This is a genomic window from Yersinia sp. KBS0713, assembly GCF_005937895.2.
GTDB classification, from domain to species: domain Bacteria; phylum Pseudomonadota; class Gammaproteobacteria; order Enterobacterales; family Enterobacteriaceae; genus Yersinia; species Yersinia bercovieri.
This window is the reverse complement of the sequence record NZ_CP042173.1, coordinates 1,531,957-1,555,013: the sequence shown is the minus strand read 5'-3', so window position 1 is coordinate 1,555,013 and position 23,057 is coordinate 1,531,957. Positions and strand designations below refer to the sequence as shown.

Below are 23,057 nucleotides of genomic sequence, written 5' to 3'. Positions count from 1 at the left end.
CCACCGAAGTGGGTTAGAAAGAACCTTAATATCTAACGGGCCTAAATCCCTTTAAACGTGAAGCCTACGAGATAATGCTCTGGTTTTCCTTCATTTCGCCAAAAGTACATATCAACCCGATCCGTGGATGGCTTAAACCATTGAACATCTTTGAGTTTATTCAATTGATTGTGGAATATCGCCACGTCTGCACCCGTCAAATATCTATAAGCATTCCCAGCAAGTTTAATATTACTGCTGCTTATTTTAGCTTCAGCATCATCCACATAAAACACAACATTCACTTTACTTATGCAGGCGGGGTTGATGATTTCAATATTAAAATCAGGCTCCCATGAAGCACTATCATCAGCAAAAACGTCTTCAGCAGAGCCACCTTTTCTAAAATGATATGTATGTTTAACCGCACCACTCTCGTTACTGGCTTTATGGTTTGCCGGAGCCGCCCCAATAGAATGGAGTAACCCCTGTTCAGTAACAGGTGAGTTGCAAACTGCATAGGCGATATTTGCACTCAATAATGAAATCACTAACACAATGAATTTCACGACTACTCCTTTATTTTGGATAAGCATATCGATTGTAACCAACATCATAGCCCATCCCGAAGCCGGGTTGATTACTTTGGGTGCTCACCACATTCATGCCCGGCGGGGCGTTTTCAAACTTAACTGTCATTTCTCCATTAAGTTTTTGCTGGTTTTGGCTGGATAATAGGTAATTATTGGATTGTGTTGATAATCCCTGCGTAGCTGGTTGCCCGCTATTATCGTCGCCAAAAACATAATCCCAACCATCGTTTGCCCACCCTTTCACTTTATTCATCGCATTAAGGATTGGCTCGATATAAACGCTGACTCGCTCCCACATATCTTTAAACCAGCCAACTATCGGCTCCCAATTCTCAATAATGATTCCCAGAGGATGGTAGTTGAAAAACAGATCCTTAACGAACTGCCAGCCTGTGGCGCTGCACTCCTTGATAAATTCCCAAGCAGTGCTGAACCAGCCAGTAATTGAACCCCACATATCCTTAAACCATGGACCAAGGGTTCCCCAATTGGCCAGTATTAAGCCTGCCCCCATTGCTACAACACGAATAAGCATACCAATTGGACTCATACCGATAGTTTTACTTATCAGGCCGAGAGCAATATTCACGCCCAACATGCTCAACTTCAGGACAACAAACCCAGCAGCAAGGCCAATCGCTCCACGGATAACTTCAGGGTTAGTCGCTGCAAAGTCACTGAACCGCTCGGCTAAATCCCCCAACCAGGTAACAACATGTTTAGCATCACCAGCAAATGCCCCACCTATCGCCGCCAGCCCGTTCACTGCGGTACCCGTCATGGCCTCCCATAAGTTAGTGAGTGTGCCAAGTTGAGCATCAACACGTTGCTGCAGCGTCGCCTGCTTATTCATCCGCTGCAATACTTCGTCGTAGCCCGTTTTACCTTTGGTAATAAGGGCATCTACCACTTGTAGTGTTTCTGCATCATCACCAAATATCTGTTTGATAATGGTGGTTTTTTGCTTGGTGGTCAGTGATTGCAATTTCTGGAGTTGATTAAACATATTATCCAGACCACCAAACTCACCCTTACCGTCGGTAAAATCGAGCTTAATACCTTTTTTACCCAGTAACTTATTGGCGGCATTCATCTTCTTACCGTCAAAGCCTGCCTGAAACACCTTACGTAATGCGTTACCTGATGCTTCGCCCTTCATCCCCATCTGATCCATCATGACCGAGATCGGGGCTAATGCTTTGGCGGCAGTGAGTCCGTCCTTGTTGACCATCTTCAATACAGAACTGGTCTTACCGAAGAACGCCAGCATATTGGTATCATCCACCCCCATATAAAAGGCTTTTTGGATGGTATCAAACAGCCCCATCATGTCATTAGAAGCGGTCCCTGTAGCATCCTGCATTTTTGCCGCGAACTCGGCGGCGGCCTCAGGGGTTTTCTTCAACTGTACAGCTAGATAAGCAGAAGCTTCTCCCACCCCACTTAAAATATTAGTAGCGGGGATACCTTGCCTGACCAACATCTGCATCATGTTTTGGAAATCAGCAGTAGTACCGGGCAATTTATTACCCAATCCGACAGCCAGTTTATTGATCTTTTCGAATTCGATACCGACAGATCCACCAGCGTCCATCATGGCAACTTTTAAGCCTGTTGCTGCATCCTCCTGTTTTGCATAAGCAATACCGGCTCCAGCTAATCCAGCAACCAAACCAGCAGCTAATGGCATTGCGCCCGCTGAGCTTTTATCAAGGTTTCGGCGGAATGAACGCATGTTCTTCTGAATCCGGCCCAAAGCCGGAGACAGTTTATCAACACCTGTAATGAGTGCTTTTAGCTGGAAACTATCCGCCATTATTTTTTATCTCCTGCTCTATGCGGATAGCCTGTTTCTCCAGTAAATCGAGTGAAGAAAATGACTGATCAAGCATTTCTATTGGATTAATGCCCCAATATTTGGCGCAATTAAAATAGCGGGCGACAAGATCATCTGATGTTAACTGCCGAGGAAAAAACGAGCCACCGCCCAGCCTGCAAGATTTAAATCGGCCGGAGACATTGAATCCACCGCACTCGGTGGAATATTGCCAAGTCGAGTAATATATTTGCATACTGCAGCAGACAATAATTTCACTGACTCATCAGGGTTGAGTTGATAGGGATATCCGATTTCACGAACATCCTTACCCGTAGGGTCTCTCATTTCAATCTCTGTAACTTCTTCACCATGCGCGGTAATCGGTGCTGTTAATGTCAGTTTCATTGGTAAAAGCCCTCTTGCCCGTGGAATTCCATATCTACCGTACCCTCTTCGGCATTATGGTTCGCTTCGCCATGTAGCCAGGCGCTGGAAAGGACATACACCTGACCGTTCGCCAACTCGCTGGTGATGGTCATGGTATCTGCGGAAGTGATCTTGCTAATGGGATAATCTTTCGGGACTTTAAATGTCCCTTTGGTATAGGGAGCGCGGTGAGTCTCTTTGTAATCCACCGAGCCATCCAGCCCGATCACATCGTCCTTCACCGCGGTGTTCATTGGCACCTCAATGCCGCCAGTCAGAGATAATTGCTGACCATCAATTTTAAAAAAGCACGTACCGCCAATTCGGGACATTTAGGCCACCTCTTCGCTATATTGCAGACGGAACTGATTAAGCAGCGCAAACACGCGCAGTTGGTTGACATAATCAGGTGGGAACAGCACATCGAGCCGGTTAGGGTTATCCGCGTTGCGCTCGACAATTAGGTATTGCCTGAACAGCTCAAAGTTCTCAACAATGCCCGCGCGCTCTAACTGGCGATAAATGGAGAGCATCTCCCCCTTAATAACCTTCGGCGTGACAATTGCCTGGCCTGCGCCGAAGCGGGTACCATCGTTCGCCAGCTTATGCCGTGGGTACTTGCTGGTGATCACCGATTTCAAGCGACGCAGCACGTAAGCGCTGGTATGCAAGGTTTCACTATCAAGAAAACTGTTATCAGCATTGCCGTAGGCGTTTTTCTGATAGGTGGTGATATCACGCTGAATGCGCAGTACCCCGCCCTCGCTGTAGGCGGTGGCGATACCGTGGGTTAACAGAGATTGCTGCTCGGACAGAATGAAACGCGTCCCCACCGGAGCCGGAAGTGCGTCATTTAACAGGCCGGTTTGCGTAGGTCGCGCCGGATCATTGCGAATAAACACCGAATTACGCGCGGTTCGTGCTGCAATCAGCTCATCGGTTGCCATCTGTACGCCAGTTTCATAACCAGCAATAGTCAGATGCGGATCGTTGAATGTGGCACCAAAAGCCACCAGATCCGACAAATCCCCCACCCTGGCGGTGTACACATGGCCATATAACTGCCGTGACCAACTCCAGCGCCCGCTATCGTCGTTCATCTCTTTGCCGATAGTGGCCAGTGATGCCGAGTCATTAAACGGGAAGGCGATAAAATCAAACAGTTCATCACCTAAGGTGGCAATAGTCGCTGACAGGTCCGGAGCGCCAGCACCACCCGCCATTGGAACAATCGCCACATTCACGCCGGATGGATTCTGCTCACCACCGACCGTGCCGCGATAGTTCAGGCTGACAGGCAGGCCGTTACCAGTAAGCCCGCTGTTTTTGGCTGTAAGCGTAACGACGCCCGCCGCCGCAACTGCGGTAATCGGCAAATCAAGCAGAGCATTAACCGCCGCAGCGATACTGGTACCGATAATCGCCGGCGTATCCAGTGCGGTGACAATCACCTGCACTCGAGTAGAGCCAAGATAAATAGAGAGAGCGCCGGAGGCTTGCGCGGTACCGGTGACAGTGAGGGTGCCAGTGGCCGGATCACCCGCTACTTCAGGCACGGCAACCACCCACAACTCACCAAAGGGATCGACAGCCCGATAAGCTGCCACCATTCGTGCGAGCTGGCTACCCCGTCCGGCCACCTGCCCCGCCCGATCGGCCGACGGCATAATGACGAGTGTGTTTTTCTCAATCGAACTGTCTTCCAGCGCGTGGGCGATAATCAGCGATGGCCCGCTGTCCTGTGCCGTATTCGCCGCGCTATTGTCCATTTCGGCAAAGAACAACGGCACCCGTAAATCATTAGGGATGTTGTTAAAGCTGATCATTGTTTTTTGGCCTTTTGCTCAGGTTGAACGAGGGGTGCCGGTGGTGCGATTTTTTCAGGTTCTGCGACCTTGACGGTCACTTCTCCTGACGCTATCCGACGGTGCCAGTAAATATTTTCATCGACGTTTCGGCCCGCTGCGGGCAAAAAGTCACCTCTGACCGGGTCAGGAACTGACCGGCCATGCTTGGGGATCACATGCATAAGGGGTTACTCGTCGTTAAGGGGAATGTTTAGCTTGTGTTCAATGGTGCCGTCAGGGGTGATAAAATCGACATCCACCATGATCCGCTCCAGCTCGGCAAGCTGTTGCAGGTCGTCCCACTGGTGGGTATCTTCCACTGTGATATCCCGTATGGCTGAGAAGTCATACTGGTAGTAAAGGTGAGCGCGGTTCATATCTAGCAGGTTGCCACCATCATACTGAATCGGGTCATAGCAGGATTCAGGCTCCCAGCCCAACAGCGCTTTAAACAACTCAGCGCGGATATCATCCACCGCATCAAAGGCGGCTTTTTGCCCACGCTGATCAGGGGTGTTATCCAGCACCACAATCACCGCAAAACCGTCAGTAAGATCCTGCCAGTAGTCGGTTTGTGACTTTTGTTCACCGACATTGTCAGCCAGCGGAATGACCCAGGCGGCGGGGATTTTCATTTTTGCCGTTTCAGCAAGCGGCGCATATTCAGCAGCACCGGATATTCGTCCATCAAATGATGGGCAGCGCAATCGCAGCGCATTAATAATCAATGAGAGTTTCATTTTTTAACCGGCCTCAGTGAGCTTTGCAGTGCTTCAAACAGCACGCGTTCAATCCACGCACGGCGATTTAGCAGCGCCTGCTCCATAAAGTTTTTACGCGGTTTGATTTTCCAGCCATCGCCACCGGAACCGCCGCGACGGTGATTTTTATTACGTTTTGCCTTGCGGCGAACGCCGTAATCAAGAAAAGCCGGATAAAAATCCCCGGTAATGGGGCGAGAGCCTTTACCGCCTTTCTGGTTGGGGGCGATGCGAACCAGAAAGCCGGGGCGATTGGCGGTCGCGGTTGGCACACGAAAACCAATGGATCTAGCCAGCGCCCCTGTTCGGTAGCCTGGTGCTTCTCCGGCTTTCGATATCGCCCGCCGCGCCACCAGGCGCCGCGATTCACGCAACACACTCTGCCCGACGGTGACAAATGCCCGCCGGACGCGCGCTTTGTTAAAGGTTAGCTCCGGCGCTTTAGCAAAATCGACATGCAGGTATAAACCGCTGGTTGAGTTTTCAATACCCATTAATGCCCCTCCCCGATAGCTTCCACGGTACCCAGCTCTTCAGCAGTGATAACCAGAAAGCGGCTGGCCTCATTCAAGTTGGTGGTTCCCTTGACCCGGTAAACCATGCCCGCAATCACCACCTCATCATCGGTAGTGACACCCGCTCGGTAGCGGATCACAATGCGGTGCGTAATGGCGACATCTATCTGCACCGAACCGATACGGACAGAATCACCAATGGCTGACAGCTTGGCCCAGGTATCGAAGGCGTTGTGGTAGACAGTATCAACCCCCATATGACCGTTGCCGGGAACATCTTCACGGGTGCGGAACTGGGCGCGCTTATTCAGTTCACCGGGGGCCGGTGGCCGATAAGTGGCGTTGATTTCAGTGAAACGGCGTTGAGTCATGGGCTAAACCTGTAGGAACCGACCAGAAAATAAAAACTCATCGGCACTTCTGACTGTTCGTAATCACTGACTGACGAGCGGTTTTCATACCAATGGCTAATGAGTGCCAACATAGCCAGTTTGATATCACTACTGACAATAAGCCCGTCAGGATCTGTTTCCGGCACCTCAGCCTCATAAATATTCCGGTTTAAGTGGCGGGTAACTCTCTTTTCTGCTGCGTCAGCATAAAGTTTAAGTAACTCATCTTCATGGGTAAATTCCGGATCAATTCGACACTGAGCTTTTATCTGATCAATTTCCAATATCATGATTAGCTCCCAGAGGTCTTATTTTTTGCTTTTCTTGTCCGCCGGCTGCTCTGGCTGCTCTGGCTGCTCTGGCTGCTCTGGCTGCTCTGGCTGCTCTGGCTGCTCTGGCTGCTCTGGCTGCTCTGGCTGCTCTGGCTGCTCTGGCTGCTCTGGCTGCTCTGGCTGCTCTGGCTGCTCTGGCTGCTCATCAGCTTTTTGCCCCGGCAGTTGGAGGTCAACTAATTCCAAAATGTTTAACTGTGAAGCAATGTCCAGAACGCGGGCGGGCAACTTTTCATATTCACCCGCAGGCAGGGTTTCAACATGGCAACCGTCAGGAGACCATTCAAGATTTTTAGTCAGTTTGTGCATAGACACCTCAAAAGAAAGGGGCCATCAGGCCCCGTTGGATTAATTGGCAATGTTATGCAGCTGCGCCGATTTTCAGCAGCTTGATAGCCTGAGAATCAGCCAGCATCCCACCAGTACGCTTGGTGGTATAGAAACCAACAAACGGTTTGTTAGTGTAAGGATCGCGAAGAATGCGGGTGCCGATACGGTCAACAATGGTGTAACCGCGCTTGAAGTTACCGAATGCAATCGCTTTAGCATCTGCAGCGATATCAGGCATTTGCTCATTTTCAGCAATACCATAACCAGCCAACATAGACGGCTGATCAAGCTCTAAGCCTGGACGCCACAGGTAATCACCACGCTCATCTTTCAAAATACGGATTTTGAACAATGAGTTGTTATTCATCATAAACTTAGCACCGTTGCGATGAACTTTGCGCAGGGTGTAAATCATTTGAATGATACTGTCGGCGGTCACTGCAGCGGCAGCACCAGAGAGAAGGTGTTGCAGCTTACCAAATGCCCGCACGCTATCCTTTTCATCGGTAGACGCATAGGCCAGAAAACCTTTTGGTTTCAGCACCCCACTACCATTCGTGAACGCAACTTCTTCTTGCTCAGAAAACTCCAGACTCAGGGAACTATTAATCCACGCTTCAACATCAAAGAAACCATCATCCAGCATGGTCTGGGTAGCTTGTGGATTACCGTAAATCTCCCCCATAAACGGAACAATTTGTGCTAACTGAGGCGTATTAGTTTCCGGACGAGCGGCTTGCTCGCCAACCCAGCCAGAACCCGCACCGTGCAGGTTAACCAGCTTCTTATAGTCACTGGTACCCACGGTAATAACGGTAGATTCCTGACGCATAATCACTTCATTTTTCAGGATATCCAGCAAGGTGCGATCCAGCTCTTCAGGCACTGCATAGCCGCCATCAGCATCCGTACCGGTGTTCAGTGCTTTCTGCTCTAGTTCACGCAGGCCATCGTCTTTGCCCTTGCGAACAAACTGCATAAAGGCAGATTTGTGCTCAGTCGCTGCTTTGGTGTTGGTACCACCACCAGGGCGCTTGAGTGACTTAATTTCTTCTTCCAGGCTGGCTTTTAAGTTATCCAGTTCGGTCAGTTTGCCGTTAAGCGTCTCCACTTCCCCAGCCAGTTTGCCTTTTTCCTGCTCAACCGCATCAAGGCGTTTATCGTTTTTCTCTTTAAACTCAGAGAATTTCTGATTAAGCTCCTGCGCGACCTGCTCTACATCTTTGATTTCAACAGCCATGGGTAACTCTCCAAATTAAAATTTAATAGATTTCAGTGCATTAAGCGCATCATTAACCTCATCTGCATCACGCAGAGAGATCGCGCCATATCCTTCAGCCATAAATGCTTTGGCCTGAGTGCGAGAAAGCCCAACGTCGCGCAGGACTCTTTCAATACTTTTAGGGGATGGGGTTTCACCACGGGCAAAAGCAGATTTCACATCACTGACCCGCGCCTCATCGTTAGACGGAAATGTCACTGGGCTGACTTCCCACAGATCGACCTCCTTCAGTAAGTACGCTTCCTTATTGCGGTCGTACTCCCAATCCTTGAGCATGTACCCAATAGAAAGGCCGGTTAAAGAACCGGCCTTCATGTGTGCGTGAGCGCGTTTGGCGAGTGGGTCGTCGTCAATGAGCAATCGTCCCTTAACGAACAACCCGACATCATCCTCTTTCATTTCGGTATAAATGCCGATCGGCTCATCCATACGGTGCTGCCATAACATGGCAGGCAGGGCATTTTTATCCCGCCATGCATTCAATGATTTGATGAAAGCACCTGGCACAACAATATCGTCATAGCTGTCTTTCACGCCAAAGACGGAGCCATAGCCCTCAAACTCTCCCGAGTCACTGACTGATTTCAGCTTTAGCGGGAAATCCATGCGTTGCTTAGTCAGCATGTTTTTGATCCTCAGTAGGTTTGGTTTTGCTTTCTTGCGGTTTAGTGGTCATGTTCATTGGGGTGAGGTAGATGTCACCGCCCGGACGTGGGTTTCTATCTTCCAACTCGAGGCAGTCATTCGGGGAGAAGATGCCCCAGTTAATTCCGGTCGCATAAGACTCAAAACGAGACTTCATATCACCCCGTAATAACGCGCCAGCATTGAACTTGGCATAAAACTCGCCCTGTTTTGACTCCCGTACCAGACCGATATTGATACGTTGCTCAATTCGGGTGAGGTAAGGCACTAAAGAATAATTAATAAAACCAATACCGAGATTCTCAATATTACTGAATGTTGCATGATCAGTGTTTTGTACCAGATGCATAGGCACCCGAAACAGGCGACATATCTCTTCAAGTTGAAATTTGCGGGTTTCAAGGAACTGGCTATCTTCAGCGTTCATTCCCATCGCTTTCCAGTCGAGGCCCATCTCAAGGATCATCGGCTTATGGGCATTTGCCAGCCCAGAGTGCCTACCCTCAAAATCGCCCTTAAGCCGCGCATAAGCTGCGTCAGTTAACGTCTGTTCAGTTCGCAAAACACCCGATGTCACTGCGCCATTTTTGAATAGCCGCGAGCCGTGTTCTTCAGTGGCCAGCCCCAGCGATATCGCTTCGCGAGCATATGCTATGGGGTTTAATCCATTAAGCCCATCAAGTGTGAGAATACGAACATGCCAAATATCATCTTGCGATAAAACGTCAGTACTACCATCTGGAAAAGTAACCCGGTATACCGGCTCCCACTGACTATTCAACTTCGGTTCAACACTGCCAGGATCGAGTGGCAATAACTCCACCACCTCACCTAGCGCTTTGACTTTATAGGCGTAGAAGTTGCCGCGAAGACATAAGCAAACAATCAGTAGTTCCCAGAACTCCTGCGGGGTCATGTATCCATTAGGCTTGAGAGATAACAGTTTAGACAGCCGCTCTTTTGGGACTTTTTCCCGCTGGCCATTAGCTGATTTGTAAAGGTTGCAAGGCAGCATACCGACTGACTCAGCCAGAACGCGGATGCAACCAAACACAGCAGTAAGGCGCATCGCCTTTTGGCTACTAACTCTCAAACCGGTGTAAGTGTCGTAAGTCATGCCCACTATCTCGGCTAATTCAGCGGGAGTGGTTACGCGGGCAGTATCCGGTGCGGACTTAAACATATTTGGAAAAAACATTAAGCCCCTCCACCATTGTCATTGGGTTTTTGAGCCACCGATCTGGACACCAGATAAGACCATGCCAGGCATAAGCCACCAGCAACCGAAAAACCCATGGCAGGGATAATCAACCACGCACCATAGGAAAGCAGTGCCGCACCGATAAGCCCCACAATTAAGGACAAAATTGTCAGGAATTGGATCATAGAGTTGCCTTTAAAGAGAGCGTATTCCGTGAGAAATAAGGTGATCAGAAAGAGATTTTTCGGTGTCGTTCAGCATGGCTCGACCAATAGCCATAATCCCCGCCACTGCGCCGTCAATTTTGTTTTCATCGCCCTGCTTGGTTGGTCGCACCCGATCGTCACTGCCGGGGTAATACCGACCAATAACGTTGGTCATGCACCACTGCATAATGGGATTGCCGTCATGATGAAAACGCCCGGCAGCAAGAGCCGCCTCAATCTCCCGCATTGGATCACTCATATTGGTAAAGTTTTGCGTGATGATAATGGGCGACACCCCCTCTTCATCCAGAAGGTGTGAAAGACTGGTTGCGCCATGTGGGTCAATGGGGGAAGAAACTATTTTTACCTGCTTATTCAGCTTAGAAATCGTCTCAAAAATAAGCCGGTTATCGACTTCCGCGCCGTCCGTGGGGATTAAAAAGCCCTGCTGAACGAAGTTTTGATAACGTTCTGCGGTGCGTTTTAGCTCGGTTGCGGTTGAATAAATAGTATCTTCCGGCGCCCAGAACATCGCGCCGACACAGTAATAATGCTTCCTGTCGTTTATTTCCCGCATAAATATGGGGCAAGCGCAGTTCAAGTCCAACTTAGAAGCCAGGTCAATGCCGAGATAGCACTCTTCCCCGTTAAACTGCTCTATGGTGAGCGATTTATCCGTTGCATCCTTCCACTTCTCCATATTGTAATAAGCTGATTTAGCCGTAACCCAAATATTGAAGTGTTTGGTTTTAATCTTGTTGGTCTGGCTCGGGGTCGAAATGGCCAGTTGCTGTTTAGCCCGCAGAAAATCGGGTTCAATGGAAACCCCCATATTGGGGTTGGCTTTAGCTAATGCCTCTGGCTGAGTCCAATCATCATTTTTATCAAGGGTATAAATAATCCCGAAGATGTGATCACTTTCGCCGCCTTTGCGGATGCCCTCCAATATCTCTACAATTTGTGTGCGCTTCTCATAACAGGGCGACTGCATATCAAAGCCCGCCGTGGTAATGATCAGTGTCATTGGCTGGCTTCGCGAACCCATGCCAGTAGTCATCGTGGTATACAGTGAATCCGTGGCATGTTCGTGATACTCGTCAATGATGGCGCATGACGGTGAATCACCATCACCCGGATCACCAATGACAGGCTCAAATACCGAACCGTCCGGGCGAGTCATTTTTTTAGCCCACGGCTTGATGGAAAATTTCTTCCGCATTGCAGGCAGTTTTTGCACCATCAGCAACGCAGGCTGAAACACCTTCCACGCCTGCTTTTCTGTCACAGCACCACAATAAACTTCCGCGCCAAACTCCCCGTCAGCACAGAACATATAATTACCAACGCCAGCGGCAATCAGCGATTTACCGTTTTTCCGAGGCACTTCGACATAAATCTCAGTGAAGCGACGGAGTTTATTTTTCTTCTTTAGCCAACCAAACCCAACGGCAAAGATAAATTGCTGCCAGGGTTCCAGTGTTATTTTTAGCCGTTTTCTCGCCCACTCACCTTTGGTGTGAGGCATCAAGCCAATAAATCTACAGGCCCGCTCCGCTTTATCTTTATCGAACCGGTATGGATAATTTTTATTTTTAGACTCAGCCAGATCATCAATGTGACGCTGGCAGGCGGCAATGACATATAAACCCGCAATTATCTTTCCGCTGACCACATCCCGCGCATACTGATTTGCTGCATTTACGTGAGGGTATGTTGCCATAGTTAAAACTCGTCGAATTCGTTCTCTTCTTCCTCTGGTGAACTTCCCCCGGTAATTCTTATTCGGCTAAGGGGATCTAGACCGAGCAGCGAGCCGAGGCGCGCCAGTTGAGAAACACAGTCGTTACGGACGGCAACTGCCGGATGTTTTTTTAATCCACCGGTACCACCGAGATCAGCCAGACCTAAGTTCTCAAGATCCTTGAGAGCAAGCGCGGCGATAACTTTTTCGGCGGTAATCATCAGGTGAAAGGAATTGCAGTAGGCAAGTAACAGAGGTGCATCTTCTAATTCGAACGTGCCGCGCTCGATCAGGATTTTGCTTTGCGTTTTCCAAAGTCCGATCGCCGTCTCGCTCAATAATTCTTTTGGGGGAGCAATTCGGGTCAGACTGCTTTTATTTTTGGTGGGTGAATTCTGTTTTCTTCCCCCACCAGCAGCCCTCATCGCTGTTCCCATTGATGACTCCAAATGTTAAAAATTATCGAAAAAAGATTTCTTATTTCGGACGTATAAAAATTTGACGAGGCTGGCGGTACGGTAGGGCAAGGGCTGCAGAGATTCGATCCCCCCCCTCCCATTGATGATATTGATTCTCATTTGATGTGATGATGCACCGTTTTGGTGCTCACATTGGTGATGTTGATAATCATTATCACTTGATTCGTTCGGTCGCAGTCTTCTTTCTATGGTGAGGCCAGCACAACAGTTCGAGGTTGGATGGGTCATCAGTGCCACCGTGAGCCTTAGCTCTGATGTGATCGACCGTTGTACCCGCCACCACCAGACCTTCACGCAGACACTGTTGGCACAGCCCTTTGTCTCTGGCCTTTATCAACGGCTTCAACTTATCCCAGTGAGTACCATAGCCACGCTCATGCCTGGTCTTACCCTGCTGGTGGTTCTCCCATCCTGTATTCTGATGCTCAGGACAATAACCAGTGCTGTGGATCGTGGTATTGCGGCACCCATGCTTACGGCAGGCGCGCGGTATTCTGGGTGGCATGATTAGATCCCGCATTTAAGTTTTATTTAATAAGTTTACTAAGAGATGTATGATTATTTTTAAATCAATTAGAAACATAGATAAGAGATATGATGATGTTATTAGTCGCAGCCAGAAAAGAATCTGATAATGCGAAACGCAACCTTATCAGAATGGAAGAATCTAAAAATTATGAAGAATTTGAAGAGCATTGGCGCAATTATCTAAATAGTATTGAGAAAATTTGGTCAAAAATTGAAGCTCAGTGCAATGACTCTACAAAAATACCGTCAAATTTCCATCCTTGGTTTGGACAACAAAAATCTCTTCGTCGTAAAGATATGCTTTTACGATATTTAAAACAGGCAAGAAATGCCGATAACCACTCAATTCAAGATGTTGCTGCTATTCAAAAAGCGCATAGTACCATCAATTTTGTTAAGCCTGGTCTTGGTATAATAAACAAACTTGTAATAGATAATGACCAAATCCAACATTACGAAGGTGACCCTATAGCTGTAAATCACTACCCTGAACAGATTATTACTGTAAAAGTAAAAAATAATGGTGATTGGTATAACCCGCCAACGTCACATTTAGGAGAAAAAATCGATTCACAAAACCCCTTAGAGATTGCCAAGCTCGGTATAATCTTTTATGAGAATTTAATTAACCAAGCTGAACTGAAGCTGAGTTAATTCAATTTTTTCCAATGAATAATCTCATCAAGACGTCCTTTGCATATCCGCAGCTCACGCTTCAAAGCCAATGCTATTGATGTGTGATGCTGTTGATTATTAGCCGGTCGTCAGTGACAACCTTTTGTAGCGCGGTGACCTTCTCGACTAACTTGTCGGCTCGTTCAGCGATTGAAATAAGAAACCCGACATCTGCGTCTGAAAATCCGCAGTCTCTGGCTGCATCAGTGAGCTGTCCACTGGTGGGAGTAACGGACATATCCCCAACTGAAGCGGAGAGACACTCGAAGCGCTTTTGCAGCCTGATATGGCCAGCGCGATAAGCAGCAATAGTGCCTTTTGCTTTGTTCTCAGCATCTGCTACCCCTTGTTGATATGCTTTTAATCCGGCTGATTGTGCAGCTTGAAGTTGACCCTCTTTCTCGTCAGCGCTCTTTTTAGCGGCTTTTTCTGCCTCAAGATCTGACTTATCACGCTTGGTCCACTTAAGGGACCATTCCGAATCTTTGCTGTCGCTACCCCACCAGTACCCGCCAGCTACGCAAATAGCAGCAACTATAAGTACAGCAATGAGTATCCCAATGGCTTTATTCATCCAGCCCCCAGCACGTCAGTTCGCTTTCTTGCGCGCGGCGCTCTATCTGCCCGTAACAGTTATTTGAGCGAATCCGGCAATCTTTCCCGCCGTCATGTATCCAGCGTTTGATCTCAGCGCAAGCACCTTTACGGTCGCCAGCATTGAGTTTTTTATAGAACGTAGCGGGGAAACATTTACTCGGGCCGATGTTATAGGGACAAAATGAAGCAATACCTGCAATCTGTGGTTCAGTCAGTGGCACCCGTACATTTTTCTTAACCCAGCTTATGGCCTTGTCAGCCTCCAGCTTATTCACTGCAGCGCATTTCTCCGCTGATAGCCTCATGCCTTTTACTACCGGCTTGCCATCAACTTGAGTCGCACCACGGCAAATGGTCCAGATATTCTTCCCATCGGGATAGGCCACCAGCCGGTTACCCTCTTTCTCATCCAAAAACTGGCTGAGAATGACTGATGCCGGTGCGCCAGCTAAAACCAATCCGAGAACAGCAGCGCTGAGTTTGGTTTTTATCGACGCCATTATTCACCGTCCGGTTTATAGCCGTGACGCCTGTCCCATATCTTGATGCCAGCATTAAGCAGGAATGTCAGGGCCATGAAGAATAACGAACCAAGAACACCAATCACCGTCCACTCATCAGGTGTGAAGCCAGCAATTAGCTCTTTAACCCAGAAAATAAAACTACCACCCGACACCAGGTAGGAAGCATTAGAAGCGATATTGCTCATTTTCATGATCTCCCCCTCCCGGTCAGCGGGTTGGGCGCGTAGTTAAGGAATTTAGCCCACCAGTGCAGCCACTCATGCGGAGTAATGTGTGTGGAGTTGATTGGGTGACTGATGGGCTAAAACGGATATCCCTCAACTACATGAGCGAGGGTTTAAGTGAATAACTCTTTTATTTCTTCAACAGTCTGATTAAATCGCTCTTCTTCAAGCTCTACCCCGATCCCTACTCTGCCCAGCTTTATAGCGGCCCTTATCGTCGTACCTGATCCCATAAAGAAATCAGCAACTACATCACCGGGTCTACTGCTAGACCTGATTATGTGCTCCATCATTTCAGCGGGCTTTTCACAAGGGTGCTTGCCGGGGTAGTACGGTACGGGAGGATAAGTCCAAACATCGGTATATGGCACATCAGCAGTGACTGCGAACGGTCGCCGCAATGATTCATACTCGAGGCTCAATTCTGAATACTGTCTATGCAATGTCTGATATTTTTCTACTAATTCATGATGCGGCTTATCCAGTAAACCCTGCAGATGCTTTTCAGCGGCAATCTGATCAAATAGCTTTTGTAATGCTGCGTATTGTTCGGCGTTCGGCAACTGCCATTGGCTTTCACTAAACCAATGACTAGACATCTGCCGACCGGTAGCCGCGTTAATTGCTTTCGCTGACACACCGAGCGAAGCCCGAGCCAGCCGAAAATAGTCGATTAGAGGCCGGAATACATTTTGTTTTAAGGCTGAGCATTTAGCAGCGTAGATGCTGCCTTTAGGCATTAATGGCCCAGAATAATGATCAGCGAAAATGATCCGCTCAGTGGCGGGGAAGTAAGAGCGTAAATCCTCTTTATGCATTCGGCGCCATGGGCCTGATGGCTTAGCCCAAACAATGTGGTTAAGCACGTTAAAGCGACCGCGGACCAGTATTTCAGTATCAGCCGCTAAGCGACTTCCGCAGAACATATACAGGCTACCGGCTGGTTTTAAGACTCGCCAAAACTCTGCTAATACTTCATCAAGCCACGATAAATATGCTGATTCGCTTCCCCACTGGTTATCCCATTTGCAGGCTTTAACCCTGAAGTAAGGGGGGTCCGTTGCAATCAGGTCAATAGAGTTATCGGGTAATGTTTTGATATAACGAAGGGAATCAGCATTGATTAATTTGTTACTGTTTAAATAAACAGTGTTTTTCATAGATCAGTCTACCGTTTTTTGGTAGGCTCAGATCGCTTTGTGCACACAAGCGGTGGGCCTTGGTTCGCCCGTGACCTTACAAACGGGTGAATGGCAGAGGTAGTGTTATCAGCACTCTTCTGCCGCCCATTCCACAAACAAAAAAAGCCCTGACTTATGTCGGGGCTTGTCATTTTGAAGCCGGTTACGGTTCCGGCGTCAACACCTACCAATGTGCTGACCGCATACCTTAGAAACGCAAAAACCCCGCCGAAGCGAGGTTTAAAATTGCTTAAGAACGAATTAACCCATTCTTAGAGTTAAATCTAGCCAAAAGCGGCAACTTTTGCAACTAGAACTTATCGAGTTATTTTTTTAAATATAGCCTCAACATGACTTTCTTCCTGATAACATTTAGTTAGCAGTGATTCATAAAATGGTTTCCACGTATAACGCCATGTTCTTTCAGGTAATTCGGGGAGCTTCTTCTTAACGGCAAAGTAGATGACTGATGGTTGAACCCGCTTGAATCCCCTCCCTTTGCATTTGGGGCATTCTTTAACTACGGGAATTCCGCGCAGTTTGCTTTCCTTCTCATCCAGAGTCTCACCCGTCCCCATGCAGCGGCAACGTGCAGGCAGAACCCCTTTCCCTTTGCATATTTTGCAAGAAACCTTAATGACCTCGACACCTTCATTTTTGACTTTCATTTCATTGTCATATAACCACCCAATGTTACCGGGCAAGCTATCAAGGTACTCTTGTCTATCTATAGCTTTCTGATTCCTAAACTCTTTCTTTTGACTAATCAGTCCTTCGCCGTTGCAACAATGACACGTCTGTTTTGTTTCTGCTGTCCGGCAAAATTCATTGAATGCAAGAAATGCAATTATCCGCAGGCACCCACCGAATTTAGCGCCGGAAGCTCTCTTTATGGCCCTTGGAGCCTTTTTAAGTGCGAATTGGGTCAACATCGCTATGGCTCGTTGTTTATCTTCTTCGCTATCTCCGTGCTTACCAAGATATAGAGCCATACCGAATTCAGACTTTGATTCAGCCATGCCCAGCGCTGCCATCACATCCGTACCCGTTATTTCATCTGACGCTGTAGCTCTGGAGGTATCTGTTATTGACATCCCTTTAGGGCCAAGGTGTTTTAATGCCGATTCAAGGATCATGATATTTTCTCCAGACTGTAATCGGTCCGCATACCGTTTACTGAATTCATAGTTTTTACTCCACACATTATGACCATCAGGCCATTGCCCCGATCGAGATAGACCGGTCCATAAAATGAAACCACAGCTCAATTTGGCTTCCATGCTCCGCTTCCCACACACGCATATCAGCATGCAGCGCGTCATGACAAATGCGGCATAGCGGAATTGTGAGAAGGTCATGTGCCTTAGTCCCCATACCACCCTGACCGTGACCGATGATGTGATGAGGGTCATCCGCTGAACTACCACACCCGCAGCACTGTTGGGATTTAACCCACTTGAGCCACTTCTTGTTCTCCCACCGATACCGCTTAGGGATGCGCATAAAACTGGCTGGTGGCTCATCATCAATTTTCAGCGCCAGCACCTTCTTAACCTGTTCCACTTTGGTTTCAATGATTTGGGTCGGGTTTGGCGTCCAAGTGATATCACTCTCCCTCGTCGGCCCTGACTTCATCGCTGCTGGCAGCATTCGCAAACTTGCTCGAGCAATTGAATCGGGTAGTAGATCGGAAACCTCGTTAACCACTGCCCACCAACACAACTCCGGCATAGTGAGCTGGTGGCCCTCCGGAAGCCGAAAATGACTGCATATTGCTGAGATTATCCAAGTGATGAGATTGCTGGTGGCCAGTTGGTCCAATCGGGGGAGTGTATGCTCTCTCAGCTTATTATCATGATGCCAACACAAACGAATAGAACGCTGGCCATAACGCAATGTTGTGAGATTTTGAACGTGGGTATCATCCGGATCATGCCATTGGCACTCTTTCAGTTGCTTAACCCATGCCTCCAGCACTCGTGGCCCACCAGCGGCATTAATAACGCGCTCATGCTCAAAAAATGGCAGCAAGCGCGGATCATTAGCCAGTTGCTGATCGATTGTTGGTAACCGCCCTGATGGAAGTGATTTAAATTCCTCCGGCTCAGTGGCCACCAGCAAGCGACTAGATAAATATGGCAACAGTTCAGCGCCCGGCTTCAGTATCACAACACCGAGTTCTTGCTGGATGAATGGGGTTAATAATGCCCTCATGCAGCACCTTTCTTAGCAAGATATTCAATCCACAAGCCACCAACCCAGCGGACGCCCTTTGGTGTAAATCTAGCTTGAGTGAAAGCATGGCTATTTATCTGATTGGTACCGGTTTTAACTTCAAACCGTCCAGCATCAATATGCTGTTGATGCGGTATCAACCCGCCTGATAACCGATACATAATGCGATTATCCATAAGAAAAAGCCTGAATTCCGGTTCCTTAGCACTCAACAACTTACAAACCTGACGGAATACCATTGAGCCAGTAGCCTTAACGTAGCGATCGACAAACTCAACTTTTGGCGCAGCAATAGAAAGCTGATTCTCAAGCTGTTGCTTTTCTTCTGCCAAATTAGCAGCCAAACGCAACGCTTCTGGCAAGGTTTGAGGGATCAGGTTCTGTTCCAGCTCTTGCCAGCGGTCAACCACTGCAGCGGTGAATTCAGGTGAGAGTCGGGCAACTAATACGAGTGAGTCGCGTTTATTAAACCGATACTCATAATATCGGTTGCCGTTATGCTCAAATTCGAACTGCGCCAACGGCGCGGTTAAAATGCCACCAGCACATAAGCGTTCTGCAGAGCGTTTCACATCTCCGTGCTTGCTGTTTACCAGTACAGCGATTTCGCGACTACTCATAGTCACAACAGAATGGGATAGTTTCATGCTGCCACCTCTTTACGCTCTACACACATTTCTGGGAGATTGGCTCTAACCAGAGCTTCAGCAAACGGCGGTGGCACCGCATTACCACAGCGGGCTACCTGTTTATCTTTAGCGTATTTAGTACCGGTGTAGTCACGGTCGATGATGTACCAGCTCGGGAATCCCTGCGCGGCGTATAGCTCATGGGGTTGCAACATGCGCATGCCGATATCGATGATCTGGTAATCAGTGCCCTCGACCGTTACCAGGCCGAACCGGTCATTAGTGGTAACTGTATGCAGGGGATCATTCAGGCTAACGCCCTCTTTCTCATTACCGTAATATTTCAGTAAAAAGGCGCGAACCTCCCCAAAATGATTTCCACCTGCAGTAACAGTTTGGAGCGGTTCTGTAACTTTTTGACCCGTATTTGTACCGCGCATCTTAATGAGACTTGAGGTCACTAGCGCATGGTGATCAGTAGTTGTGACCGTGTGCGCTGGTGCATCCATAGCAGCGCCAGCGCCGGTATAATTGCCACCAAAGTGCTTAGCCAAAAACGCGGTGCATAACTGACTTTTACCACCGCCGCCTGCAGTGATCGTGCCGTTTGGCTCATCGATGGCGTGACCGATGCTATTGCCAAATTGACGAGCAATGATCGGAGCCAGTTTTGCTTCAACCATTCCCAGCGCATGACCATTACCACCCGGGCGAGCAGAACTACCGGCGGTAATTGTTGGCAGCGGTTCGTCGCATTCCTGCCCTGTGGCGCCAGAGCGGAATTTAGTGATATGAGGGGTCACAACCGCATAACCATGAGTTTTAGTAATAGTCTGCAATGGCTGATCCAGCGCCTGCCCTCGGAAACAGTCATAGGTAGTTTTACTGCTGGTGTGGTTGCATTTCACGATAAACGGCGTGGGGTTATCGATAACAAAGCGCTGAATGCCACGCGCAATACGTTTCAGTGTGTTCTCTGCCAGCGGTTTCTTGCGCTCGAAGATACTCGGGCAAGGGATTGACCAATCAATACACTCGGCGGCGGTGCGCCACGGTTTACGGTGGCCGCTTTGAACATCCAACGACTTAGGATCGCCGTGAGTCGGCTCAGGCCACACCACTGTCAAACCATCACAACGCATCACCATAAAAAAGCGCTTTCTGATGGTCGGCGCACCATAATCACTGGCCCGAAGCTCTCTATGATCCACGACGTACCCCAGACCAGACACCAGCTGTTTAGCCTCAGCACCCTTGATATCAAGCCCTAAAACCTCACAGCACTCCTGTAGCGCTGGGTGCGCAGCAGCAATGCCGGTGGTCAGCATCGCTACAAATGCGGAGAATGTCTCACCCGCGCGGACGGGATCAGGGTGTTCTGTACCATCTTCGGCAGTAATTAGCGGCCCCCACGTTTTAAACTCTTCGACATTTTCCAGCATCACGACTCGAGGCTTTTTCGCCAATGCCCAACGAATAACCACCCACGCCAGCCCCCGGATCTCTTTTTTAACTGGCTTGCTGCCTTTGGCTTTGCTGAAATGGCGACAATCAGGACTGAACCAGGCCAACCCGACAGGTCGGCCGGCAGTCGCGGCTACTGGGTCAATATCAAATACCGACTCACAGTAATGCAGGGTGTCGGGGTGATTGGTGGTGTGCATGGCGATAGCATTCGGGTCATGATTGATTGCAATATCAACACTGCGTCCGGTTGCCATTTCGATCCCGGTAGAAGCACCACCGCCACCGGCAAAATTATCTACGATGATCTCTTTCATACTGTTGCTCCCATAGCGGCGGTAAGTGTTGTGGCGGCGGCAATAATGGCATCAGACGGAATACCGTCTAACTTCATACGGTTGATATTGCCTAAGATTTTATGTTGCAGATCGGTAGGTAATTCAGCGGCACCTGGTACCTTGCCAAAATACAGATTTACTTCGACGGGCCAGACAGTGTTACCAGTTTCCGGTACCGGAATAATTTCAGAAATATTTTGTGGCTGGCTTTGTGGTGCAAGGCGCTCGGCCTCTCTGCGGATCTGCGCTAAGAATGCCCCTCCAATAGCCATAAGCTGATCCAGCGAGACATAACTCATTGCTGGCCCGCACCACGACTTATCAAATACCGCTATCGCACCCGCGAAGAATGCACCACTCGGAACCTGTTTATCATCTGCCGGAATAAACCAGTGTGGGAGATCGAAACCAATGCGACCACGAATGAAAACCAGATGATCCGCTTGTTCAGGCCACCAGCTCTCTGACGTGGCGACTTTGATCAGGAAAACATAACGCCCCCCGGCCTCACGCATTGCCGCTGTGTGCTGCATGATGTGGGTCATACCGGTGATGTATTCACCTTCATGCTGTTTAGCGCGGGAGTATGGCGGGTTGCCGAACGCCGCACCTTTAAGCGCTTCCACTCGCTTAGCCCAGTTCTGTGCCAACGCATTATCTTCAGCCGTGTAGTAGTCAGGGCATTTACTGTTTTCACCGTCGCTGAACAGATCCAGAACCAGTGGGCCAAACATCTGGTTAATGCCCCAAAACAACGCATCGGGAGTACGCCACTGATCGCCAACTTCTTTCAGCAAATGAGATTCAGCCGACTTAAGCGCCGCCAATGATTGGACATATTCGGTATTGGAGAAATCAATCATGAACTGCCTCCCCACTCACACGCTGGCTGCATTCTTTCCAGATGGCGTTCCACTTATTGACGCCAAAACCATTACCCATACCGCGCAAACCAAGTTTACTGGCCTCGTTGCTGACCATGGTTTCAAGTGGGGTTGGGTTACGAACAGGTAAGCCTGAACCAATGAAACGCTTATAGGCTTTATCGCGCAGAGTGGTATCGCCAGTCAGTAATTCCCCGCTCGCCTTAACCCATTTGCCATCCTTGCGGACTGGGCGTCCGTGTGCATGCCAGCGGCTGGCACCTTCAAGGTAGCCAGGGAATTTAGTTGGCTGGAAAAGTGTTGTCGGGCGCAGGTATTCAGCCATATCCAGATCTGCGGCCCACTTAGCGTGCAGGTAATCAACCGTGAGTTTCAGCTCTGCAACGGTGAATTGCTCTTTCAGTCGGGCGCGGATGTTCTCCAGCGATGATTTGCTGGTCTGGTACCGAGTGCCGATGGTTTGGTTCAGATGTTTTAAAACGTCTTTGGCCTGATCAGTAATTTCAACTTCGGGGTCGGTCGCCATCGGCGGCTGACAAGTAGGTTTTATACTTGATGGATCTGGTGTTGAATTTACTGACGGATCGCCCCCAGATTCTGGCGGGTCAAAAGTGCCATTTCTGCCAGATTCCGACCCGTCGAATTTTGAGCCGTCAGATTTTGACCCGTCAGATTTTGAGGTGTCGGATTCTGACGCATGAGCAGCAGCCTTAAGTTTGGCAACATTCAACTGATAAACATTACTGGCATTGCGGTTACCCGCACGGCGGGCTTTCTTGCTTAACCAGCCATCGGTTTCCAATTCAGCCAGCGCGGTACGGACGGTGCTCTCGCCTGCCCCAATCTGCCGGGCAATCGTCGTCACTGACGGCCAGCACACCCCCTCATCATTAGAAAAATCAGCAAGACGGGCCATAATGGCCACCTTCGATATCTTCATACCCGCAGCCGCGCAGCCGTCCCAAACAAAACTTGATAGCTTTACGCTCATACATCCACCTGCCTGAACTCTTTCCTAAAATGCCGAATGGGCACTGAACACTCATGCGCATAATCATCACGGCGAAAAATTACCTGCCCCGTAGTGCTGTCGTAGCCAACCACATGAACCCGCACGCCGCGCCGATCGTGGTAATACCGATCAAGCAGTTGGATAGGGTTAGTGGTGCCAGAACCGGGATTCGTCATACCCGCCCCCACTTACGGCAGACCACACCCACAATCCCACTC

At 48.9% G+C, this 23,057-nt stretch carries 30 protein-coding genes; 1 reads left to right on the top strand and 29 read right to left on the bottom strand.

Going from position 1 to position 23,057, the window contains the following annotated elements; translation table 11 throughout:
* Window positions 1-41: 41 nt before the first annotated feature.
* From FFE93_RS07345 to FFE93_RS07255, 18 genes are all read right to left on the bottom strand, one after another.
* Window positions 42-548 (bottom strand): hypothetical protein, encoded by a 507-nt coding sequence (locus tag FFE93_RS07345; RefSeq protein ID WP_138774987.1) that lies wholly within the window; start codon window positions 546-548, stop codon window positions 42-44.
* A gap of 10 nt (window positions 549-558) precedes the next feature.
* On the bottom strand, window positions 559-2,388 hold the full coding sequence (locus FFE93_RS07340; RefSeq protein WP_138774986.1) for a phage tail tape measure protein: 1,830 nt from the start codon (window positions 2,386-2,388) through the stop codon (window positions 559-561).
* Window positions 2,389-2,529: 141 nt separating this feature from the next.
* Window positions 2,530-2,796, bottom strand: a complete 267-nt coding sequence (locus FFE93_RS07330) for a phage tail assembly protein (protein WP_050159698.1) — start codon at window positions 2,794-2,796, stop codon at window positions 2,530-2,532.
* Window positions 2,793-3,149, bottom strand: coding sequence for a phage tail tube protein (locus FFE93_RS07325; RefSeq protein ID WP_038277325.1), 357 nt, complete (start codon window positions 3,147-3,149; stop codon window positions 2,793-2,795). Before FFE93_RS07325 ends, FFE93_RS07330 begins: the two co-directional genes overlap by 4 nt.
* The gene (locus tag FFE93_RS07320; RefSeq protein ID WP_138774985.1) at window positions 3,150-4,643 is read right to left on the bottom strand and encodes a phage tail sheath subtilisin-like domain-containing protein; all 1,494 of its coding nucleotides are present in this window, start codon (window positions 4,641-4,643) and stop codon (window positions 3,150-3,152) included.
* Window positions 4,640-4,846: a DUF2635 domain-containing protein gene (locus tag FFE93_RS07315; protein ID WP_138774984.1), complete on the bottom strand. Its 207-nt coding sequence runs from the start codon at window positions 4,844-4,846 to the stop codon at window positions 4,640-4,642. The genes FFE93_RS07320 and FFE93_RS07315 overlap by 4 nt, the downstream gene beginning before the upstream one ends.
* Before the next feature lie 6 nt (window positions 4,847-4,852).
* On the bottom strand, window positions 4,853-5,404 hold the full coding sequence (locus tag FFE93_RS07310; RefSeq protein ID WP_049603052.1) for a hypothetical protein: 552 nt from the start codon (window positions 5,402-5,404) through the stop codon (window positions 4,853-4,855).
* A complete protein-coding gene (locus FFE93_RS07305; RefSeq protein ID WP_049603051.1) occupies window positions 5,401-5,919 on the bottom strand; it encodes a hypothetical protein in 519 nt (172 codons plus the stop codon). The genes FFE93_RS07310 and FFE93_RS07305 overlap by 4 nt, the downstream gene beginning before the upstream one ends.
* Complete coding sequence (locus FFE93_RS07300; protein ID WP_138774983.1) at window positions 5,919-6,311, bottom strand: phage head closure protein; 393 nt, start codon at window positions 6,309-6,311, stop codon at window positions 5,919-5,921. Before FFE93_RS07300 ends, FFE93_RS07305 begins: the two co-directional genes overlap by 1 nt.
* Window positions 6,308-6,622 (bottom strand): head-tail connector protein, encoded by a 315-nt coding sequence (locus FFE93_RS07295; RefSeq protein WP_138774982.1) that lies wholly within the window; start codon window positions 6,620-6,622, stop codon window positions 6,308-6,310. The genes FFE93_RS07300 and FFE93_RS07295 overlap by 4 nt, the downstream gene beginning before the upstream one ends.
* 18 nt (window positions 6,623-6,640) lie before the next feature.
* Window positions 6,641-6,973, bottom strand: a complete 333-nt coding sequence (locus FFE93_RS07290; RefSeq protein WP_145528839.1) for a hypothetical protein — start codon at window positions 6,971-6,973, stop codon at window positions 6,641-6,643.
* A 52-nt stretch (window positions 6,974-7,025) separates the two neighbouring features.
* Window positions 7,026-8,234 carry a phage major capsid protein gene (locus FFE93_RS07285; protein ID WP_138774980.1) on the bottom strand — a complete coding sequence of 403 codons (1,209 nt, stop codon included), beginning with the start codon at window positions 8,232-8,234 and terminating at the stop codon, window positions 7,026-7,028.
* Window positions 8,235-8,249: 15 nt separating this feature from the next.
* Window positions 8,250-8,900, bottom strand: coding sequence for an HK97 family phage prohead protease (locus FFE93_RS07280; RefSeq protein WP_049617365.1), 651 nt, complete (start codon window positions 8,898-8,900; stop codon window positions 8,250-8,252).
* Window positions 8,890-10,119: a phage portal protein gene (locus FFE93_RS07275; protein ID WP_138774979.1), complete on the bottom strand. Its 1,230-nt coding sequence runs from the start codon at window positions 10,117-10,119 to the stop codon at window positions 8,890-8,892. The genes FFE93_RS07280 and FFE93_RS07275 overlap by 11 nt, the downstream gene beginning before the upstream one ends.
* Complete coding sequence (locus FFE93_RS07270) at window positions 10,119-10,307, bottom strand: DUF2244 domain-containing protein (RefSeq protein WP_138774978.1); 189 nt, start codon at window positions 10,305-10,307, stop codon at window positions 10,119-10,121. The genes FFE93_RS07275 and FFE93_RS07270 overlap by 1 nt, the downstream gene beginning before the upstream one ends.
* A 10-nt stretch (window positions 10,308-10,317) precedes the next feature.
* Entirely contained in the window at window positions 10,318-12,048 is a 1,731-nt protein-coding gene (locus FFE93_RS07265) for a terminase large subunit (RefSeq protein ID WP_138774977.1), read from the bottom strand.
* 2 nt (window positions 12,049-12,050) lie between these two features.
* On the bottom strand, window positions 12,051-12,506 hold the full coding sequence (locus FFE93_RS07260) for a P27 family phage terminase small subunit (RefSeq protein WP_138774976.1): 456 nt from the start codon (window positions 12,504-12,506) through the stop codon (window positions 12,051-12,053).
* A gap of 196 nt (window positions 12,507-12,702) precedes the next feature.
* Window positions 12,703-13,053, bottom strand: a complete 351-nt coding sequence (locus FFE93_RS07255) for an HNH endonuclease (protein ID WP_138774975.1) — start codon at window positions 13,051-13,053, stop codon at window positions 12,703-12,705.
* A gap of 89 nt (window positions 13,054-13,142) precedes the next feature.
* Between FFE93_RS07255 and FFE93_RS07250 the strand changes: the two genes are divergently transcribed.
* Window positions 13,143-13,730 (top strand): hypothetical protein, encoded by a 588-nt coding sequence (locus FFE93_RS07250; protein WP_217283957.1) that lies wholly within the window; start codon window positions 13,143-13,145, stop codon window positions 13,728-13,730.
* 73 nt (window positions 13,731-13,803) lie between these two features.
* On the opposite strand, the gene FFE93_RS07245 is transcribed toward FFE93_RS07250, so the two are convergent.
* From FFE93_RS07245 to FFE93_RS07195, 11 genes are all read right to left on the bottom strand, one after another.
* The gene (locus FFE93_RS07245) at window positions 13,804-14,325 is read right to left on the bottom strand and encodes a DUF2514 family protein (protein ID WP_138774974.1); all 522 of its coding nucleotides are present in this window, start codon (window positions 14,323-14,325) and stop codon (window positions 13,804-13,806) included.
* Window positions 14,318-14,848, bottom strand: a complete 531-nt coding sequence (locus tag FFE93_RS07240) for a lysozyme (protein ID WP_138774973.1) — start codon at window positions 14,846-14,848, stop codon at window positions 14,318-14,320. Before FFE93_RS07240 ends, FFE93_RS07245 begins: the two co-directional genes overlap by 8 nt.
* Window positions 14,848-15,063 carry a phage holin gene (locus FFE93_RS07235; RefSeq protein WP_138774972.1) on the bottom strand — a complete coding sequence of 72 codons (216 nt, stop codon included), beginning with the start codon at window positions 15,061-15,063 and terminating at the stop codon, window positions 14,848-14,850. Before FFE93_RS07235 ends, FFE93_RS07240 begins: the two co-directional genes overlap by 1 nt.
* A 146-nt stretch (window positions 15,064-15,209) precedes the next feature.
* Complete coding sequence (locus FFE93_RS07230; protein ID WP_077294250.1) at window positions 15,210-16,256, bottom strand: DNA-methyltransferase; 1,047 nt, start codon at window positions 16,254-16,256, stop codon at window positions 15,210-15,212.
* A 338-nt stretch (window positions 16,257-16,594) separates the two neighbouring features.
* Entirely contained in the window at window positions 16,595-17,413 is an 819-nt protein-coding gene (locus FFE93_RS07225) for an antitermination protein (RefSeq protein ID WP_138774971.1), read from the bottom strand.
* A gap of 76 nt (window positions 17,414-17,489) precedes the next feature.
* On the bottom strand, window positions 17,490-18,491 hold the full coding sequence (locus tag FFE93_RS07220; protein WP_138774970.1) for a DUF968 domain-containing protein: 1,002 nt from the start codon (window positions 18,489-18,491) through the stop codon (window positions 17,490-17,492).
* On the bottom strand, window positions 18,488-19,159 hold the full coding sequence (locus FFE93_RS07215; RefSeq protein WP_261369049.1) for a phage antirepressor KilAC domain-containing protein: 672 nt from the start codon (window positions 19,157-19,159) through the stop codon (window positions 18,488-18,490). The genes FFE93_RS07220 and FFE93_RS07215 overlap by 4 nt, the downstream gene beginning before the upstream one ends.
* Window positions 19,156-20,922 carry a DNA cytosine methyltransferase gene (locus tag FFE93_RS07210; protein WP_138774969.1) on the bottom strand — a complete coding sequence of 589 codons (1,767 nt, stop codon included), beginning with the start codon at window positions 20,920-20,922 and terminating at the stop codon, window positions 19,156-19,158. Before FFE93_RS07210 ends, FFE93_RS07215 begins: the two co-directional genes overlap by 4 nt.
* A complete protein-coding gene (locus FFE93_RS07205) occupies window positions 20,919-21,806 on the bottom strand; it encodes a phage N-6-adenine-methyltransferase (protein ID WP_138774968.1) in 888 nt (295 codons plus the stop codon). Before FFE93_RS07205 ends, FFE93_RS07210 begins: the two co-directional genes overlap by 4 nt.
* A complete protein-coding gene (locus FFE93_RS07200) occupies window positions 21,799-22,818 on the bottom strand; it encodes a conserved phage C-terminal domain-containing protein (protein WP_138774967.1) in 1,020 nt (339 codons plus the stop codon). The genes FFE93_RS07205 and FFE93_RS07200 overlap by 8 nt, the downstream gene beginning before the upstream one ends.
* A complete protein-coding gene (locus tag FFE93_RS07195) occupies window positions 22,815-23,015 on the bottom strand; it encodes a DUF4222 domain-containing protein (RefSeq protein ID WP_138774966.1) in 201 nt (66 codons plus the stop codon). The genes FFE93_RS07200 and FFE93_RS07195 overlap by 4 nt, the downstream gene beginning before the upstream one ends.
* Between the last annotated feature and the right edge of the window lie 42 nt (window positions 23,016-23,057).

Excerpts from the sequence above, each read along its gene's own strand:
- FFE93_RS07340 (WP_138774986.1), bottom strand. The coding sequence starts at position 2,388 with ATGGCGGATAGTTTCCAGCTAAAAGCACTCATTACAGGTGTTGATAAA.
- FFE93_RS07330 (WP_050159698.1), bottom strand. The coding sequence starts at position 2,796 with ATGAAACTGACATTAACAGCACCGATTACCGCGCATGGTGAAGAAGTT.
- FFE93_RS07325 (WP_038277325.1), bottom strand. The coding sequence starts at position 3,149 with ATGTCCCGAATTGGCGGTACGTGCTTTTTTAAAATTGATGGTCAGCAA.
- FFE93_RS07320 (WP_138774985.1), bottom strand. The coding sequence starts at position 4,643 with ATGATCAGCTTTAACAACATCCCTAATGATTTACGGGTGCCGTTGTTC.
- FFE93_RS07315 (WP_138774984.1), bottom strand. The coding sequence starts at position 4,846 with ATGCATGTGATCCCCAAGCATGGCCGGTCAGTTCCTGACCCGGTCAGA.
- FFE93_RS07310 (WP_049603052.1), bottom strand. The coding sequence starts at position 5,404 with ATGAAACTCTCATTGATTATTAATGCGCTGCGATTGCGCTGCCCATCA.
- FFE93_RS07305 (WP_049603051.1), bottom strand. The coding sequence starts at position 5,919 with ATGGGTATTGAAAACTCAACCAGCGGTTTATACCTGCATGTCGATTTT.
- FFE93_RS07300 (WP_138774983.1), bottom strand. The coding sequence starts at position 6,311 with ATGACTCAACGCCGTTTCACTGAAATCAACGCCACTTATCGGCCACCG.
- FFE93_RS07295 (WP_138774982.1), bottom strand. The coding sequence starts at position 6,622 with ATGATATTGGAAATTGATCAGATAAAAGCTCAGTGTCGAATTGATCCG.
- FFE93_RS07290 (WP_145528839.1), bottom strand. The coding sequence starts at position 6,973 with ATGCACAAACTGACTAAAAATCTTGAATGGTCTCCTGACGGTTGCCAT.
- FFE93_RS07285 (WP_138774980.1), bottom strand. The coding sequence starts at position 8,234 with ATGGCTGTTGAAATCAAAGATGTAGAGCAGGTCGCGCAGGAGCTTAAT.
- FFE93_RS07280 (WP_049617365.1), bottom strand. The coding sequence starts at position 8,900 with ATGCTGACTAAGCAACGCATGGATTTCCCGCTAAAGCTGAAATCAGTC.
- FFE93_RS07275 (WP_138774979.1), bottom strand. The coding sequence starts at position 10,119 with ATGTTTTTTCCAAATATGTTTAAGTCCGCACCGGATACTGCCCGCGTA.
- FFE93_RS07270 (WP_138774978.1), bottom strand. The coding sequence starts at position 10,307 with ATGATCCAATTCCTGACAATTTTGTCCTTAATTGTGGGGCTTATCGGT.
- FFE93_RS07265 (WP_138774977.1), bottom strand. The coding sequence starts at position 12,048 with ATGGCAACATACCCTCACGTAAATGCAGCAAATCAGTATGCGCGGGAT.
- FFE93_RS07260 (WP_138774976.1), bottom strand. The coding sequence starts at position 12,506 with ATGGGAACAGCGATGAGGGCTGCTGGTGGGGGAAGAAAACAGAATTCA.
- FFE93_RS07255 (WP_138774975.1), bottom strand. The coding sequence starts at position 13,053 with ATGCCACCCAGAATACCGCGCGCCTGCCGTAAGCATGGGTGCCGCAAT.
- FFE93_RS07250 (WP_217283957.1), top strand. The coding sequence starts at position 13,143 with ATGATGATGTTATTAGTCGCAGCCAGAAAAGAATCTGATAATGCGAAA.
- FFE93_RS07245 (WP_138774974.1), bottom strand. The coding sequence starts at position 14,325 with ATGAATAAAGCCATTGGGATACTCATTGCTGTACTTATAGTTGCTGCT.
- FFE93_RS07240 (WP_138774973.1), bottom strand. The coding sequence starts at position 14,848 with ATGGCGTCGATAAAAACCAAACTCAGCGCTGCTGTTCTCGGATTGGTT.
- FFE93_RS07235 (WP_138774972.1), bottom strand. The coding sequence starts at position 15,063 with ATGAAAATGAGCAATATCGCTTCTAATGCTTCCTACCTGGTGTCGGGT.
- FFE93_RS07230 (WP_077294250.1), bottom strand. The coding sequence starts at position 16,256 with ATGAAAAACACTGTTTATTTAAACAGTAACAAATTAATCAATGCTGAT.
- FFE93_RS07225 (WP_138774971.1), bottom strand. The coding sequence starts at position 17,413 with ATGATCCTTGAATCGGCATTAAAACACCTTGGCCCTAAAGGGATGTCA.
- FFE93_RS07220 (WP_138774970.1), bottom strand. The coding sequence starts at position 18,491 with ATGAGGGCATTATTAACCCCATTCATCCAGCAAGAACTCGGTGTTGTG.
- FFE93_RS07215 (WP_261369049.1), bottom strand. The coding sequence starts at position 19,159 with ATGAAACTATCCCATTCTGTTGTGACTATGAGTAGTCGCGAAATCGCT.
- FFE93_RS07210 (WP_138774969.1), bottom strand. The coding sequence starts at position 20,922 with ATGAAAGAGATCATCGTAGATAATTTTGCCGGTGGCGGTGGTGCTTCT.
- FFE93_RS07205 (WP_138774968.1), bottom strand. The coding sequence starts at position 21,806 with ATGATTGATTTCTCCAATACCGAATATGTCCAATCATTGGCGGCGCTT.
- FFE93_RS07200 (WP_138774967.1), bottom strand. The coding sequence starts at position 22,818 with ATGAGCGTAAAGCTATCAAGTTTTGTTTGGGACGGCTGCGCGGCTGCG.
- FFE93_RS07195 (WP_138774966.1), bottom strand. The coding sequence starts at position 23,015 with ATGACGAATCCCGGTTCTGGCACCACTAACCCTATCCAACTGCTTGAT.